Below are 15,491 nucleotides of genomic sequence, written 5' to 3'. Positions count from 1 at the left end.
CGTTACGCGCCGATCAGCGCAACACGTTCAAGAGGTCCTGCACCATCGAATTCGCGGTCGTGATCACCTTGGTGTTGGCCGAATAGGCCTGCTGGGTCACGATCAGCTTGGTGAATTCGTCGGCGATGTCGGTGTTGGATCCCTCCAGCGAGGAGCCGCTGATGGTGCCTGAAGCACCGTCGATCGCGTCACCCGACTGCTCGGTCGCGGCATAGGCGCCGCCATCCATCGCCTTCAGATAGTTGGTGCCGTTGAAGTGCGACAGCTGAACCTGAGCGAGGTTGAGGTTCTGGCCGTTGGAGAAGGTGCCGACCACGATGCCGTTGTTGTTGACGGCAACCGAGCGAAGCTGACCGGCGGCATAGCCGTTCTGCGTGATGGTGTTGATGGTCACCGCGCCGCTGGTGCTGGCATATTGCGTCAGTCCGCCCGAGGAGATGTTGAAGGCGACCGAGCCGAGCGACTGACCGCTGACGCTGACGTTGTTGATGGTGATGCCCGAGCCGCTCGGCGAGGTCAGCGAGCCGTCGCTCGCAAAGGTGAAAGTCTGGCCGGTATTGACCCAGCCGACGGTCGTGCCGGTCGCGTTCGGATCGGTCTGGTAGAACAGGTTCCAGCTATCCGAATGACCCGCACCCAGCGAGGCGCTGTCGGTCTTGGCCCAACGCAATTGCAGGTTCACCGGCGTGCCGGCGGCGTTGTAGGCGGTCACCGCGCCGCCGCTGATCGATTCCTTGGTGAAGGTCGCGATGTCATTGCCGATCACACCGCCGGTGCCAGCGGTGCCACCGCCGTCGCGGTTCTTGGTGATGGTCGAGGTGAAGCCGAGCGCCGAGAAGGCAGCGCTGTTGGAGCTGGACACCGAGAGGTTGGAGACGGTGCCGGTGTTCAGCGTGATGACGCCGCCGCTGCTGACCGTCGATCCCGAGGCGCCGGAGAGCGCGTCGATCTTGCCGAGCAGAGTCGTGACGTTGTCGGTGGTGAGGATCTGACTGGCGCTGGGAACCGTAGGCGGCGAGACGAAGGTCAGTGTCTGGCCGTTGACGGTGATGGTATCGCCGGCGGCGAAGCCGGACGAGAGCACCTGGGCGCCACCGGCGGTCGCGCTGCCGCTCAGCACCGTTGCCCCCGAGATCGCGGGCGAGGACAGCACGTTGCCGCCGCGGGTCACGCTGCTGATGCCGAGGGCGGTGGCGGCGGTGCCGCTGCCGACCGCCACATCGGTGCCGGTGCCGGTGGAGATCACGATATTGCCGCTGGCGGAGAGCGAGGCCGTGACGCCGGCGCCGCCCGCGGTCTGGATCCCGTTCAGGATGTCCGCGACCGTCGCCGTCGTGCCCGCGCCGAGACCGATCGTGGTGTTGTTGCCGACGGTCGAGACCGTCGTGCCGCCGTTGAACGTGATGGTGTTGCCATTGATGGTCAGGGTCTGGCCGCTCAAGGCGGTGAGGATGCTGGAGGCGAGATGCGTGCCGACCGCGTTATCGAGCGATGTGGTGGTCGAGGCCACCGCCGCCGAATTGTTCTGGAGCGCGACCGTGCCCGTGCCCGTCGTCGACGAATAGGCCGAACGGATGTTGCCGGTTGCAGCCGCGCCGGACACCATTGCGTTGGCATAGGGCGCGGGAGGTGTGCCGACCGGCAGCGGGTTGGCGGCGAAATCGGATGGGTTCAGCCCGCCGGCCGCCAGCAGCGTGCCGCTCGACGCGGTCGTTTTCGCCACCGTGTTCGGCTGGGTCGGCAGGTTCGCAGCGTACTGGATCGAGGTGGTCGCCTGCGCCGGAATGAAGTTGTTCTGGAATTGCAGAACGTTGGCCACGCTGCCGGTCGGGTTACCGGTCTTCGGATCGACCGTGACGCCCATCAGGTAATAACCGGCGCCGTTGACCAGATTGCCGTTGGCATTGAGCTGGAAGTCGCCGCGCCGCGTGTAGTAGGTGACCCCGGTGAAGACAGGCACGTTGTCGACGACGCCGCTCGCCTTCTGGATCGAGAAGAAGCCGTCGCCGGTGATCGCCATGTTCGTGGCGACGGTGGAGCCCGAGATCGTGCCCTGCGTGGTGATGGTGGCCTTGGCGTTGGCCGTCACGCCGCCCGCGACCTGCTTGCTCGGGACCGAGGAGTCGGGGATGAGATCGACGAAGCTGGTGCCGATGCCCTTGTAACCGGTGGTGGATGAGTTCGCGATGTTGCCGGAGATGTTCTGCAGCGCGTAGGACTGCGCCTGCAGGCCACCCACCGAGGTGTTCATTGCATCGAAGATACCCATAACTTTGTCTCCAAATCCGATCTCGGCGGCGGGTCGACATGGCCGCAGTCGGAGGAGACAGTCGCAAGGGCTATGCCAATGCGGGTATTCTCAGGAAATCAATGACTTAATGAAAAAGCCCCGGCCTGACGACCGGGGCACATTTGCCGGGACCGGCAACAATTGCCGGGACACATCGTCGTTCCGGGGCGATGCGAAGCATCGAGCCCTGGTGCGCATTGCGCACCTGAGAACCTCGAGATTCCGGGTTCGGTCCTGCGGACCGCCCCGGAATGACACTTCAACTCACTACGTCGCCGATGCCGCCGCCGGATGGAACACCAGCCCGAAACCGTCGATGCAATAGCGCAATCCGGTCGGCTTCGGACCGTCGTCGAAGACGTGGCCGAGATGGCCGCCGCAGCGCCGGCAATGCACCTCGGTGCGCACCATGCCGTAGGCGCGGTCCTCGGTCTTGCCGACATTGCCCTCGATCGGCTGGTAGAAGCTCGGCCAACCGGTGCCGCTCTCGAACTTGGTCTCGGAGGCGAACAGCGGCAGGTCGCAGCCGGCGCAGGCGAAGATGCCTTTGCGGTGCTCCTTCAACAGCGGGCTCGAGCCGGGCCGCTCGGTGCCATGGTTGCGCAGGATCTCATATTGCTGCGGCGTGAGCTGGGCGCGCCATTCAGCCTCCGTCTTCGTGATCTCGAACTTTTCCACGGCTTTCTCGCCAGCCTCGGCGGGCGTTCCTCTCAGCCAGCGGAAGGCCCCGAGGCCGAACAGGCCGGCGGCAGTCGTCAACAGGATGCGGCGATCAAACATCTCATTCTCCGTGCGCGGGCAATCCACGCCCTGAGATACGGGCTTCTGTCGGCCGAAGTTACACGTCCGGGCGGAATTTCTCTCAAATTATTGGGAGGCGGCGCCATCATGCGAGGCCGGTTCCACGGCACGCTCTGCCTCCCGGACCGCGCGTTTCGGCGGCGGGGCCGGTCGCGGCCTGACGCCGGGCGCTGGACGGCGCGGACCGGTGCCGGCGGCCCGGTTGGCTTCGGCAAGGCGCGCCTCGCGCTCCCTGTCCTTGACCCTGGCGCGTTCGCGGTAGCGGGCGAGCGAGCCCGCGGCGGCAGAACTCGCCCTGCCCCAGATCCCGACCAGCTGGCCCGCGACCCGCCCCGTGGCGCCGCCCGCCCAGACCAGCTCGAACGGCGAGAACAGCTTCCACCGCTCATCGCCCCACAGGATGCTGCGCGCGATCATCTGCCCGGCCATGGCCGAAATGTTCATGCCCTGGCGGCCGAACCCGCTCGCCACCCACAGGCCTTTGCGCAACTGGCCGATCTGCGGCATGCCGTGCACGGTCTGGCCGGTGGCGCCGCCGAACATTTCGCTGATCTCGACATTGCCGAGCTCCGGAAAGATCGTGCGGATCCGCCGCCTGACGCTGCCTGCAAAGCGCTGCGGACGCGCGGCCCAGGTGGTCTCCGGGCTCTCCCACATCAGCCGGTCGCCATCGACGATGCGGAAATGGTCGACCCCGTCGGAATCCATCACCGCTCCCTTGAAGGCGATGACCTCGTGCACGCGCTCGCCGAGCGGCGCGGTGATGCCGGCGTAGCGCCAGACCGGCAGCAGCGTCTCTGACAGCCGCCGCAGGGGCGCGCCGAGATGGATGTTGCCCGCGAGCACGATGTGCGTGGCGCGCAGCCGCGCCGACGGCGTGACGATGCGCTTGCGGATGCCGGAATGATCGATGCTGACGACCGGCGTGTCCTCGAAGATGCGGGCGCCGGCCCGCCGCGCCAGCGCCGCAAGGCCGTGCACATATTTGCGGCCGTCGACCTGGAACGCTTTGGGATAATACACGCCGTGGAAATAGCGATCGGTCTTGAGCACCTCGCGGACGCGATCGACCTGCCAGCCCTCGACCTCGGTGTCGAAATCCTCGTTCAGCATCTGCAACCGGCTGATCAGACGGTCGCCGGCATCGACGTTGGAGACCTCGAGCACGCCGTTGCTCGGGGCAATCCCCGGCATGTTCTCTTCCGTGGCGTTGGCCCGGACGAACTCGGCCCCCTCCTTCGACAGCGTCCACAATTCACGCGCGTCCTCAAAGCCGATGCGCTCGATCAGGTCGGTGAGCGGCAGCGCAAAGCCAGGCATCACGGTGCCGAGCTGGTTGCCGGAGGCGTTCCAGCCGATATGACGGCCCTCGAGCACCGCGACACTGGCCCCGAGCCGGGCTGCCTCCAGCGCGATGGAGAGCCCGGCAAGCCCGGCACCGATGACGCAGATGTCGGCGTCGAGATCGAACGACAGCCGCACACGGTCGCGAAAGCCGGCTTCTTCCTGGGACACGCTTGTGAAAGTCTCGCTCATGTCGTTTTCTTAGAGCATGATCCGGAAAAGTGTGCAGCGGTTTTCCGAACAGATCATGCTCGAAATAACAACCTTAAGCACGATGACGATTCGTTCTAGTCTCATCGCGCTTTACACCTGCCAGGCGCTTGTCACCTTGTCCCCGCCCGCGTCTGTACATTATCCGCGACCGTAACGATTCGAGAATGCCATGCGCCGTTTGATGCTGCTGCGTCACGCCAAGACCGAGACCGACGCGCCGAGCGGCCGTGACCAGGACCGACGGCTCGACGATCGCGGCCACAAGGATGCCGCCCGGATGGGCGATTGGATCGCCGCCCATCCGCCCTTCCCCGAGACCGTGCTGGTGTCGCACGCCGTCCGGGCCCGGCAGACCTGGGACATCGCCTGGGAGGCGATGAAGCACCGCGTCCCGACGCCGCAGGTCGAGATCCTGCCGGAACTCTACGGCGCCGATCCCGCGCAGATCCTGGACTCCATTCGCACCGCAACCGCCCCGGCCAACCCGAAGCAATTGCTGCTGGTCGCCCACAATCCCGGCATGCACGAGGCCGCCTTGATGCTGATGGGCGGCGGCGATCATGATGGCGCCAGGGCGCTCAGCCACAATCTGCCCACCGCGGGGCTTGCGATCTTCGACTTTGACGTCAAGGATTGGGGTGACGTGGCCTACCGCCGCGGCAAGCTGGTGCTGTTCACCAGCCCCAAGCTGCTTCGATCGGGATGATCGCGACGGCCGGGAAAACGTGCTGATTGGAAGATTTGGAGGCGCAGATGTTCAAGTCCATCCTCGTGCCCATCGACCTCGCCGACACCGACCTCGCCAAGCCGGCGATCGCGACCGCCGCAACGCTGTCGCAGACCTGGAGCGGCCAGGTGCGCCTGCTCAACGTGCTGCCGATGACGCCGGTGATGCTGGCCGAATACGTGCCGGCCGACTTCGACGAGCAGCAGCGCCAGACCTCGGAAGAAGCCCTCGCCATCGTCGCGCGCGAATCCGGCATCGATGCTTCCCGCATCTCCAGCGTGGTGCGCCAGGGCGGCATCTATCACGAGATCCTCGAAGAAGCCGTGCACATGAAGGCCGATCTGATCGTGATGACCTCGCACCGGCCGGCGATGCGCACCTATTTCCTCGGCTCCAACGCCGGACATGTGGTGCGCTACGCGAAGTGCTCGGTGCTGGTGGTGAGGCATTGAGGACTGGATCGATTCCCTTGTAGCCCGGGTGAGCGAAGCGACACCCGGAGCCTTCGTACCCGCTTGCACCGGTCCCGGATTACGCTTGCGCTCCATCCGGGCTACGAGACTACGCGACTTCAAATTTCTCGGCGTAAATTCGTAAGAGGCTGCCGTGGAAGACGTCTCCAGTTGATAGCAGCGCAGCATAGCCAGCGACACGCCGAGCGGCCTCCATCGATCTCGAATTGAGGTCAAGCCCGGATCATCTTCAATCAAGGAGGCGTTGAGAATTTGCTCTTCGGCGATGATGCCGAAGTTCATCTCGGCTGTCACGGCATAACAGTCGCGAAACAACAGTGTTGCACGGCCGCCGTCGGGCCATATAACTTGAAGGCGAACTTCGTCGCGCGTCCCGGGATTACCTCGATCAATCATCAGCTCCAGCAACACCGCATCATGCCACGGCAAAGAATTAAAGCTGTCGGCCATCCAAACCTCGAATACTTGTCCGCTTGGCCCTCGATATAGCCTCGTAGCCCGGATGGAGCGAAGCGAAATCCGGGACCAGTGTGTCCGCCGGCACGAATCCCGGATTACGCTTCGCTCAGCCGGGCTACCAGAGCTTGCGTTGCCCAACAGGCAAAACACGCGAGCCCTGGGTCAACGCGCACTGCCGAAAATATTCCACTTTACCGAAATTCGGAAATCGCGTATGTGTCGCCTCAACCCGGCCCAAGGAAGAGGGGCGTATCGCGATCGTCACGAACGCGGGCCGGGCGGCGGTGGACGTGGGTGACATCGGCGCGAAGGGTTTTGCAGGGCGGGCAACCGTGAGCAAGGCCGTCGCGCACACGACCGGTGTGATCCGCGTACGGCAAAATCGTGTGGTCCTGGCGCCCGGGGTCTGTGCGCCAAGTCTTGCGGTGATGGGTGTCGTCCAACCGGACGCATCCGTCAGCCATCCGCAAGGCGACGGGGGCAATAGTGCAACGCTCCCCGGGGAGAGCACGACATAAGCCGTAAAACCACTGCGCAGGGAAGGCCGGGATGTCCTGGCTACACCTGTATGCCGCTGTGCAGACTTCTTACTCCAACTTCGCACAGTGGACCTCGGGTGCCAGCGGGCTCCCGGTCTTCCCTGCGCCCTCTTTCAATTATGAGGGTGAAGAGATGAAGCAAAGCTCGGGCGAGATGAGCCGCGAGGATGCGAAGCTGTGTCTGTTGTTCGAAAATGAATCGATACATGCCGCGACCACCAAGCCATCCCCGTCACCCCCGCGCAACGGCAGAGCCGTTGTCGCTGGAGGTGCGCGCACTGCGGCGCGACAGCGTCGCAGTGCAAGCCTCGAAGGGCGACGGCCCGGCTGCATCTCGGCCACTCATCCTTCGAGGCTCAGCATGCGATGCGTTCGCATCGCATGCCTCGCACCTCAGGATGACGGGACAGATAGTGTCGATGCGGAAAGAGTCGGGATGGCTTGAGTTAGAACTGTTCGCCAAACACCGCTCTCGCGCCCCGGACGCAGCGCAGCGCAGCTTCGACGGTGCGCTGCAGAGCCGGGGCCCATGTATCAGCGACTGCGCGGCTTCCTGGGTCCCGGCTCTGCGCAGCAACGCTTGCGCGTTGCGGCGCGTCCGGGACACGAGAGGCTCACAGATACCGCGTCAGCTCGGCCTTGACCTGCCCGTAGACGGCGTCCTCGATCTGGCTGCGCGTGATCCCGATGTCGCGCAGGGCACGGTCATCGAGCTCGTTCAAGGTCTTGACCGCGGAGCGGCGCTCGAGGCGGTTGAACAGCGCATAGGCGCCTTGGGCGAGCGTTGCAAAAAATCCGCCCGTCGAGGATGGGCGTAAACTCCGCCCTGCAGTTTGCGAGATCGTGGTCATGTTTCTTCTCCGGCCTGGTGTCCCGCGCGGCGAAGCAGGTGCCGTTGGCGCCGACGCATTCAGCGCCTGCCCCTCATTTGCCGTCGGATTGCTCTCGCTCACCTCGGCTCAATCGTGGAACTTGATGGAACTTAAATGCTCCAGTACACTGCTCGGAGCAAGTAAAACATTGCTCTCGGTGCAATAATGTCAAAGTTCGAGTACGTGAAGCTTGCCGATGCCATTGCCTCGGATATCTCTAACGGCACGTTAAGGCCCGGCGATCGGCTGCCGCCGCAGCGCAATTTTGCCTATGACCGCGGCATCGCGGTCTCGACCGCGAGCCGGGTTTATACGGAGTTGCTCCGCCGCGGGCTCGTCGTCGGCGAGGTCGGCCGCGGCACCTTCATCTCCGGCGACATCAGGCGCGAGGTCGAGGCGTTGAGCGAGCCGCGCGATGCGCGGATCGATTTCGAGGTCAATTATCCGCTATTGCCGCAGCAATGGGCGATGATCGCCAAGAGCCTTGCGGGGCTGGAGCGCGTCGACGCACTCGAATCCGCGCTGCGCGTCTCGACCAGCACCGGCACCAAGAGCGCGCGCAATGCGGCCGCCGCCTATCTCGCGCGCAAGGATTTCGCGCCGCAGGCCGAGCAGATCGTCTTCACCGCCAACGGCAAGCAATCGCTCGCAGCCGCGCTCGCGGCGCTGGTGCCCACCGGCGGCCGCTGCGGCGTCGAGGCGCTGACCTATCCTTACGTCAAGAGCATCGCGGCGCGGCTCGGCATCACGCTGGTCCCGATTCCCATGGACGAATTCGGCGTACGTCCCGATGCGATCCAGAAGGCGCATCGCGAAGCGCACCTGTCGGCGCTGTATCTGCAGCCGATCATCCAGAACCCGCTCGGCGTCACCATGAACGCGACGCGCCGCGCCGACATCATGCGCGTCGCCGAAAAGCTCGACCTCACCATCATCGAGGACGCCGTCTACGGCTTCCTCGCCGACGACACGCCGCTCGCCGCGCTCGGGCCGGACCGCTGCATCGTGCTCGACAGTCTGTCCAAGAAGGTCGCGCCGGGCCTTGCGCTCGGCATCCTCGTGGCACCGCCGCACTTGCGCGAAAGCCTGATGAGCGCGGTGCGCACCGGCGGCTGGATCGCATCGGGCCATGCGCTGGCGGCCGGGCAACGGCTGATGGCCGACGGCACCGTCGCGGAATTGACGCGCCTGAAACGCATCGACGCCTCGCGCCGTCAGCAGACCGCGGCAAGGTTGCTCGCCGGCTACCAGCACGCCGCCGACCCGCGCTCGTATCATCTGTGGCTGACGCTGCCGCCGCACTGGCGCTCGCAAACCTTCGTCGCGGCCGCCGCCCGGCGCGGCATCGCGCTGACGCCCTCCTCCACCTTCGCCATCGCCCACGGCCATGCACCGAACGCGGTGCGCCTCGCCCTCGCCCCGCCCACCTTCGAGCAGCTCGATTCCGGCCTGCGCACGATCGTCTCGCTGCTCGGCACCAAGGAAGAGGATTTCGACTCGACTGAGTAGCGATTGGTCGTAGCCCTCGGTCTAGGGCAGCAAGGCCTTCGGCACCTGATCGAAGCGATAGCTCTGCGGCTGGTTGCGCCGCACGAAGCCGCCGACCTGCCAGGCGAACAGCGCGGCAAAGCCGAGGATGAACAGCGCGCCGGCGAACTCGCCGCTCACGAGGGCGCGGATCAACAGGCCCGCCATCGCCACCGTCAGCACCGCCAGGAATGCCAGCACCGCGGCATAGGCGGTGCGGCCGAGCCCTGCCGTCAGCACCGCGCGGCTGCCCGCCTTCGCCATCCGCGCGTGCAGCGCGAGGATGAACGCGCGAAAGCCGTTGTCCTGCGGCGCCATCAGCGCCGCGGTCTGCCAGCTCGTCGACAGGATCGCGATGCGGCGGCCGCTGTTGTGAGTGACATCGGCGCGAAAGCGGTGCTGCTGCATCGACACCGGGCGGAACGACAACCGGATCGCGCTGATCTCGTCATAAGGCCACAGCGAGGAGCGGCCGCCGATGTGCCAGGACAGCCCCTGCTCCGTCAGCTCGAAGCGATGCGCCGAGCCGATCAGCGACGCCTTGTAGGCATAGCTCGTGACCGGCGTGGCCTCAGCTTCCGACCCCTGCATCCCCTCAATCAATCCTGTCCGCCCCATCCCGGCCGCGATCCGCTTGCGCGATCGCCCTCGCCCATCCTACAAGCGAGGCATGGCTGAGACGACCTTTTTTCCGCGCCGGCTGATTCTCGGCGCCGCCGTGATATCAGGCGTGCTGCTCGCGCTCGCGGTGCACATGCTGGGCGCGCGCTATGGGCTCGACCTCGGCGGTCTCTGGCGCTCCGACACGCATGAGTTCATCCCGGCGGGCGCGGCGATCGCGTGGTGGCTGATCGCGACCGTCGGCTTCTCCGGCGGCTATTTCACGGCAACGTTGATGCAGAGCGCCGTCTCCGGCCAGATCCCGCAACGGATGCGGCAGTTCCTGATCGCGGTCGGCGTGCTGCTGCTCGCGGGTGCCGGCCAGGTGGCCTCGGCGCCGAGCCCGATCCCGACCGTCGCGGGCGTGCTGGCCGGGCTCGCGGCGCTTTGCCTCGGCGCCGTCATGGCATTTTGCGGCGCCCATTTCGCATTGCGCCGAGGCTAGAGCATGATCCGGAAAAGTGCGAAGCGGTTTTCCGAATAGATCATGCTCAAACAATAGGGTCCTCAAGCCGACGCCAGCAGCCGCGGGCGGTTGAGCATCACCGCCACGTCGGAGGCGGGCCGCGGCTTGCTGAACAGATAGCCCTGCGCCTGGGTGCAGCCCTCGCGCCTGAGCAGCTCGAGCTGCGTGTCGTTCTCGACGCCTTCCGCGGTGGTGACGATGCCGAGGCTGCGGCCGAGACCGGTCACGGCGCGGATGATCGCCATGGAATCCTCGCGTGTCGCCAGCTCCGACACGAAGGAGCGGTCGATCTTGATCTTGTCGAACGGAAAGCTGCGCAGATAGCTCAGCGACGAATAGCCGGTGCCGAAATCGTCCAGCGAGATGCGCACGCCCATGGCGCGCAGTTCGTGCAACGTGGTCAGCGTCGCCTCGCTGTTCTGCAGCAGCACGGATTCGGTGATCTCGAGCTCGAGACGGCGCGCGTCGAGTCCCGAGGCGGCGAGCGCCGCGATCACGGATGCGATCAGGTTCGGATTCTTGAACTGCACCGGCGACAGGTTGACGGCGAGGTCGACATCATCAGGCCAACTCGCCGCATCGACGCAGGCCGAGCGCAGCACGAATTCACCGAGCTGGACGATCAGACCGGTCTCCTCGGCCAGCGGGATGAAGTCGATGGGTGCGATCAGGCCACGCTGCGGATGGTTCCAGCGCAGCAGCGCCTCGAAGGCGACGACGCGGCCGCTGGCGACGTCGCGGATCGGCTGGTAATACGCCTCGAACTCGTCGCGCTGCACCGCCGCGCGCAGGTCCATTTCCAGGAGGCGCCGCGCCTGCGCGCGTGCATCCATGCCGGTCTCGAAGAAGCGGTAGGTGCCGCGGCCGTCCGCCTTGGCGCGGTAGAGCGCGAGGTCGGCGTTCTTCAACAATTCGCTCGGATCGCTGCCGTCCTGCGGCGACAGCGAGATGCCGATCGAGACGCCGATCACGATCTGATGGTCGTCGATCTCGTAGGGCGCCGAGATGACCTCGACGAGGCGGCCCGCAAGCGATCTCGCAGCGGTTTCCTCGGACCGACCGATCTGGACCACGGCGAACTCGTCGCCGCCCAGTCGCGCCACCGTGTCGCTCTCGCCGACGGCGGCCGTCAGCCTGCGGCCGACCTCCTTCAGCAACGCATCGCCGATGGGATGACCGAGCGAGTCGTTGATGTCCTTGAAGTGATCGAGATCGAGACAAAGCACCGCGAGCTGATCGCCCGACCTGGTGCGCCGCAGTCCCTGCTCGAGCTGCTCGTGGAACAGCACGCGGTTCGGCAGGCTGGTCAGCGCGTCATGGCGCGCCATGTGCGAGATCTTGGCCTGCGCCTCGAGCCATTCGGTGATGTCCTCGAAGGTCGCGACCCAGCCGCCGCCCTGCATCGGCTGGTTGACCACCCGGATGGAGCGGCCGAACCGGCTGACGATGTCGGTCGTGGTGCGCCCCTCGCGCGCGTCGGCGACGAGGCGGGCGAAGAATTGATCCGCATCGCCCTGCCACTGGCCCTTGGCCTGCTCCTCCCTGAGCACGTCGACCAGCAGGCGGCCGGTCAGCGCGATGTCGGTGCGACGGAGCATGGCGGCATAGCGCTCGTTGAACAGCATGATCTTGCCGTCCGCATCGAACATGCACAGACCCTGCGACATGTTCTCGAGCGCCGTATCCAGCACCATTTGCTGGGCGCCCAGTTCGCCCTTGGCGCGGCGGTCGAGCAGCGCAGCCACGAGCGCGATCGCGATGATCGCGACCGCGGCGCTAGCCGTGAGGAAGGACAGCGAGGCCGGCGGGATCGACAGGCCGCCGATCGCGAGCGTCGGATCAGGCGTCAGCAGCACCGCGCCCATGGCGGTGAAATGATGCGCGACGATGGCGACGGTCAGCAGGACCGTCGCGGTCAGCGCATGGAACAGGTCGTCGCGCCGCGCGGCCACGAACAGTGCAAGTGCCGCAAAGACGATTCCTGACAGCACCGAAACGGCGACCATGCTTCCGATCCAATTGACCCGCGCCGGCATCTCCAGCGCCGCCATGCCGGTGTAATGCATCGCCGCGACCCCGGTGCCGACGATGGCGCCGCCGAGGGCGATCCACACCGCCCGCGAGGACGATACGGCGATGCTCAGCCCCACGAAGGTCACGGAGATCGCAAAGATCAAGGACAGGATCGTCACCGGGATGTTGTAGGCGCCGGCGCCGCCCGGCCCGTAGGCGAGCATTGCGATGAAATGCGTCGCCCAGATGCCGCAGCCGCTGACGGCGGCGTCGAGGCCGAGCCAGGCCAGGCGTCCGACACCGTTGGTCGCGCGCGCCCGGTGGAACAGGCTGATCGCCGCCGCGCTGGCGAGCAGACACACCGCGCCGCCTAGCGCGACGAGCCGCCAATCGTGCTCTTCGGTGAGACAGTAGAGAACTTGATACATCCCGGGCCCCTATGGACCCGCAGTTGAACCAACAGAGGTGGACAGGTGGTAACTGGCTACGCGCCTGTTGCGGCGATGGTGAACGGAAGATGTGCCCATTCGCTCGGATTGTTCATCCTCGCGCCGGCGCACCGAGGCCGATCGCGACGGCAGCGAGCAGCAGGACGGATGCGGACACGACCAGCGACAGATGCAGCCCCGCCATGAACGCCCCCTCGGCGGCCACCAGCGAACCGAACAGCGCGACGCCGAGGACGCTGCCGGTCTGCCGCGTCGCGTTCAGGACGCCGGCCGCGATGCCGGAGCGCGCCTTGTCGACGCTGCCCAGCAAGGTCGAGGTCAGCGGCGGAACCAGCAGCCCAAGTCCGCCGCTGATCGCGATCATCTGCGCGCAGATCATCCAATAGCTCGTATCAGCCGCGATCCACAGCAGACCGAGACAGCCGAGCGCCGACGCGCTGGCACCGACCACGATGGTCGGGCACGGGCCGATGCGCTCGGCGAGGTGCGGCGCCAGCAGATTGACCGGCAGCACCGCCGCCATCATCGGCACGAAGGCGAGCCCGGTCCACCACGCCGACAACCCGTTGATCCGCTGGAAATACAGGCTGAGCACGAAGATGAGGCCGTAGATCGCGATATTGACGAGCAGGCCGACCAGCGAGGTCAGCGCGAACAGCCTCTGGCCGAACAGCGACAGCGGCAGCATCGGCTGCGCCGCGCGGCTCTCGCGCCAGATGAAGAGCGCGGCGAGACCTGCGGCACCGACGAAGGCTGCGATCACGGCCGGATGATCCCACCCGAGCGCACCGCCTTCGATGATGGCGCCCGCCAGCGCCCCCAATGCGCCGATCGCGGCAAGCTGGCCGGGCAGATCGATCTCCCGCGAGCGGGCCCGCGTGGTTTCGCTGGCGTAGCGCCAGCTCAGCCACAGGCCGGCGAGCCCGATCGGCAGATTGACCAGGAAAATCGCGCGCCAGCCGACCAGCGTGATCAGCGCACCGCCGACAAAGGGGCCCGCGGTGAGCGCAAGGCTCGCGCCGGCAGCCCAGACCGCGACGGCACGGCCGCGCGCTCGCTCGTCCGGATAGGCATGATTGAGCAGCGCGAGGGAATTCGGCACCAGGATCGCCGCCGCCAGCCCCTGCACCAGCCGCGCTGCGATCAGCACGGCGGCATTGGGCGACAGCGCGCAGGCGAACGAAGCCGCGGTGAAGATGGCGAACCCCGCCATAAAGACGCGCTTGGCGCCGATGCGGTCGCCGAGCGCGCCTGCCGTCAGGATGAAGGCGGCAAACGCGATGGTGTAGGTGCTGACCACCCATTGCAGTTCGGCGACACCGCCGCCGAGCGTCCTGCCCATCGCATCGAGTGCGGTGTTGACGATGGTGACGTCGAGCTGCACCACGCCGTAGCCGAGGCTCATCGCGGCCAGCGTGAGCGAGGTCGCAAGAGGCGAACCGGCGCGCGACGCGCCGGTCCTGTCCTGAAAGATTTCATGCTTGATGGTGGTGGCTCGCATGCTGCACCTCGATTGCAGCCCCATGCGATATATACGCTCTCATTGCGCAGTCATGTTTCGATAATGGACGAAGGATGGATGCTGCGGGCACTCGCCTTACAAGCGGTGTCGTGCCCGGCGCATGCGGGGATTCCAGTACGCCGCGGCTTCTCCGTATCCCATTATTGTCTCTGGAATACTGGATCGCCCGCCCCTGTGCGCAATCGCGCACTAGGCGGGCGATGACGGAGCATATGTGGCGAGAGCGCCGCACGGATAGCCGCGCGGCGCGCCCATCGCTTTACCTTCATCAGCTCGCCGCGCGCAGATTGACCTTGCTCTCGGCGAGCGTGGTCAGCTTTTTGTCGGTCGCCTTCTCCTCCTCAAGCGTCTTGGCGAGCACGGTCGCGCAGTCATTGCGGCCGAGCTGCTTGGCCCAGGCAATCAGGCTGCCGTAGCGTACGATCTCGTAATGTTCGGCGGCCTGCGCCGCGTTGATCAGGGCGGCATCGAGCACCGCCTTGTCGGCGACCTCGCCGGCGGTCTCGTCGGCCTCCTCGATGATGCCGTCGATCGCCGGACAATCGACCGCCTTTACGGGGACGCCGTGCATCTTGAACACTTCTTCGAGCCGCGCGACGTGCTGCTTGGTTTCTTCAAGGTGCGTCAAAAAGCCCTGCTTCAGCTGCGGATCGGTGGCCTTACTGGCCATCTTCGGCAGCGCCTTGGTCAGCTGCTGCTCGGCGTAATAGATGTCCTGGAGCTGGTGCACGAACAGGTCGTTCATGGTCTTGATGTCTTTTGTGAACAGTCCCATCGTTCCGTCCTCTTCGGTTTTGTGGAACACGAAGGCAGCGGCTTGCACGAAAAGCCGCTTATTCCGCCATGTTCGGTTGCTGATGGGGCCCAACGGACACGCGGCATCGACGTTCCAAAAAGACCAAGATGGCTTGCGCTGGAACAATGCGGACGGCACCGGCATCTGAAATGGTGTCGGGATACGAAACGCGCGGGGCCGAACCGGTTTCACGACTCATATGCTTAACGCGCCGCCGATGTGAACCGCGTATGACAAAAGTGACCGGTCCGACGCAGAACCAATTGTTGTCAAGGGCTGCACAAGCCGGTGTTTTTGCCTTAAATGAGCTGGATCATGCCCCGCGATCGATGCCTGCTTT

12 protein-coding genes are annotated in these 15,491 nt (G+C 65.6%); 4 read left to right on the top strand and 8 right to left on the bottom strand.

The annotated features are described in order from the left end of the window. Positions 1–13: 13 nt before the first annotated feature. From GGD65_RS12895 to GGD65_RS12885, 3 genes are all read right to left on the bottom strand, one after another. Positions 14–2,269 (bottom strand): flagellar hook-basal body complex protein, encoded by a 2,256-nt coding sequence (locus GGD65_RS12895; RefSeq protein WP_183230143.1) that lies wholly within the window; start codon positions 2,267–2,269, stop codon positions 14–16. 288 nt (positions 2,270–2,557) lie between these two features. Then, positions 2,558–3,070 (bottom strand): peptide-methionine (R)-S-oxide reductase MsrB, encoded by a 513-nt coding sequence (gene msrB, locus GGD65_RS12890; protein ID WP_177237542.1) that lies wholly within the window; start codon positions 3,068–3,070, stop codon positions 2,558–2,560. Between the two features lie 87 nt (positions 3,071–3,157). Then, positions 3,158–4,627 carry an FAD-binding oxidoreductase gene (locus tag GGD65_RS12885; RefSeq protein ID WP_183235478.1) on the bottom strand — a complete coding sequence of 490 codons (1,470 nt, stop codon included), beginning with the start codon at positions 4,625–4,627 and terminating at the stop codon, positions 3,158–3,160. Between the two features lie 190 nt (positions 4,628–4,817). On the opposite strand from GGD65_RS12885, the gene GGD65_RS12880 reads away from it, so the two are divergent. Further along, a complete protein-coding gene (locus tag GGD65_RS12880) occupies positions 4,818–5,354 on the top strand; it encodes a histidine phosphatase family protein (RefSeq protein ID WP_018317303.1) in 537 nt (178 codons plus the stop codon). Positions 5,355–5,401: 47 nt separating this feature from the next. Continuing rightward, positions 5,402–5,827, top strand: a complete 426-nt coding sequence (locus tag GGD65_RS12875) for a universal stress protein (protein ID WP_183235477.1) — start codon at positions 5,402–5,404, stop codon at positions 5,825–5,827. 1,633 nt (positions 5,828–7,460) lie between these two features. On the opposite strand, the gene GGD65_RS12870 is transcribed toward GGD65_RS12875, so the two are convergent. Further along, positions 7,461–7,697, bottom strand: a complete 237-nt coding sequence (locus tag GGD65_RS12870; RefSeq protein ID WP_026201826.1) for a DUF1127 domain-containing protein — start codon at positions 7,695–7,697, stop codon at positions 7,461–7,463. Positions 7,698–7,883: 186 nt separating this feature from the next. Here GGD65_RS12870 and GGD65_RS12865 point away from each other — a divergent pair, with 186 nt between their 5' ends. Further along, the gene (locus tag GGD65_RS12865; protein WP_183235476.1) at positions 7,884–9,227 is read left to right on the top strand and encodes a PLP-dependent aminotransferase family protein; all 1,344 of its coding nucleotides are present in this window, start codon (positions 7,884–7,886) and stop codon (positions 9,225–9,227) included. A 21-nt stretch (positions 9,228–9,248) separates the two neighbouring features. Here the strand turns inward: GGD65_RS12865 and GGD65_RS12860 are convergent, their stop codons facing one another. After that, positions 9,249–9,836, bottom strand: coding sequence for a hypothetical protein (locus tag GGD65_RS12860; RefSeq protein ID WP_183235475.1), 588 nt, complete (start codon positions 9,834–9,836; stop codon positions 9,249–9,251). Positions 9,837–9,915: 79 nt separating this feature from the next. Here GGD65_RS12860 and GGD65_RS12855 point away from each other — a divergent pair, with 79 nt between their 5' ends. After that, positions 9,916–10,350, top strand: a complete 435-nt coding sequence (locus GGD65_RS12855; RefSeq protein ID WP_018317328.1) for a hypothetical protein — start codon at positions 9,916–9,918, stop codon at positions 10,348–10,350. Between the two features lie 62 nt (positions 10,351–10,412). On the opposite strand, the gene GGD65_RS12850 is transcribed toward GGD65_RS12855, so the two are convergent. The 3 genes from GGD65_RS12850 to GGD65_RS12840 form a co-directional block, all read right to left on the bottom strand. Then, positions 10,413–12,812, bottom strand: coding sequence for an EAL domain-containing protein (locus GGD65_RS12850; protein WP_183235474.1), 2,400 nt, complete (start codon positions 12,810–12,812; stop codon positions 10,413–10,415). Positions 12,813–12,924: 112 nt separating this feature from the next. Beyond that, positions 12,925–14,334, bottom strand: a complete 1,410-nt coding sequence (locus GGD65_RS12845; protein WP_183235473.1) for an MFS transporter — start codon at positions 14,332–14,334, stop codon at positions 12,925–12,927. A 289-nt stretch (positions 14,335–14,623) separates the two neighbouring features. Beyond that, complete coding sequence (locus GGD65_RS12840; protein WP_091958911.1) at positions 14,624–15,130, bottom strand: ferritin-like domain-containing protein; 507 nt, start codon at positions 15,128–15,130, stop codon at positions 14,624–14,626. Between the last annotated feature and the right edge of the window lie 361 nt (positions 15,131–15,491).

The organism is Bradyrhizobium sp. CIR18 (assembly GCF_014198295.1).
Taxonomy (GTDB): Bacteria; Pseudomonadota; Alphaproteobacteria; order Rhizobiales; family Xanthobacteraceae; genus Bradyrhizobium.
This window is presented reverse-complemented; position numbering and strand designations above follow the sequence as displayed.

Excerpts from the sequence above, each read along its gene's own strand:
- GGD65_RS12895 (WP_183230143.1), bottom strand. The coding sequence starts at position 2,269 with ATGGGTATCTTCGATGCAATGAACACCTCGGTGGGTGGCCTGCAGGCG.
- msrB (WP_177237542.1), bottom strand. The coding sequence starts at position 3,070 with ATGTTTGATCGCCGCATCCTGTTGACGACTGCCGCCGGCCTGTTCGGC.
- GGD65_RS12885 (WP_183235478.1), bottom strand. The coding sequence starts at position 4,627 with ATGAGCGAGACTTTCACAAGCGTGTCCCAGGAAGAAGCCGGCTTTCGC.
- GGD65_RS12880 (WP_018317303.1), top strand. The coding sequence starts at position 4,818 with ATGCGCCGTTTGATGCTGCTGCGTCACGCCAAGACCGAGACCGACGCG.
- GGD65_RS12875 (WP_183235477.1), top strand. The coding sequence starts at position 5,402 with ATGTTCAAGTCCATCCTCGTGCCCATCGACCTCGCCGACACCGACCTC.
- GGD65_RS12870 (WP_026201826.1), bottom strand. The coding sequence starts at position 7,697 with ATGACCACGATCTCGCAAACTGCAGGGCGGAGTTTACGCCCATCCTCG.
- GGD65_RS12865 (WP_183235476.1), top strand. The coding sequence starts at position 7,884 with ATGTCAAAGTTCGAGTACGTGAAGCTTGCCGATGCCATTGCCTCGGAT.
- GGD65_RS12860 (WP_183235475.1), bottom strand. The coding sequence starts at position 9,836 with ATGCAGGGGTCGGAAGCTGAGGCCACGCCGGTCACGAGCTATGCCTAC.
- GGD65_RS12855 (WP_018317328.1), top strand. The coding sequence starts at position 9,916 with ATGGCTGAGACGACCTTTTTTCCGCGCCGGCTGATTCTCGGCGCCGCC.
- GGD65_RS12850 (WP_183235474.1), bottom strand. The coding sequence starts at position 12,812 with ATGTATCAAGTTCTCTACTGTCTCACCGAAGAGCACGATTGGCGGCTC.
- GGD65_RS12845 (WP_183235473.1), bottom strand. The coding sequence starts at position 14,334 with ATGCGAGCCACCACCATCAAGCATGAAATCTTTCAGGACAGGACCGGC.
- GGD65_RS12840 (WP_091958911.1), bottom strand. The coding sequence starts at position 15,130 with ATGGGACTGTTCACAAAAGACATCAAGACCATGAACGACCTGTTCGTG.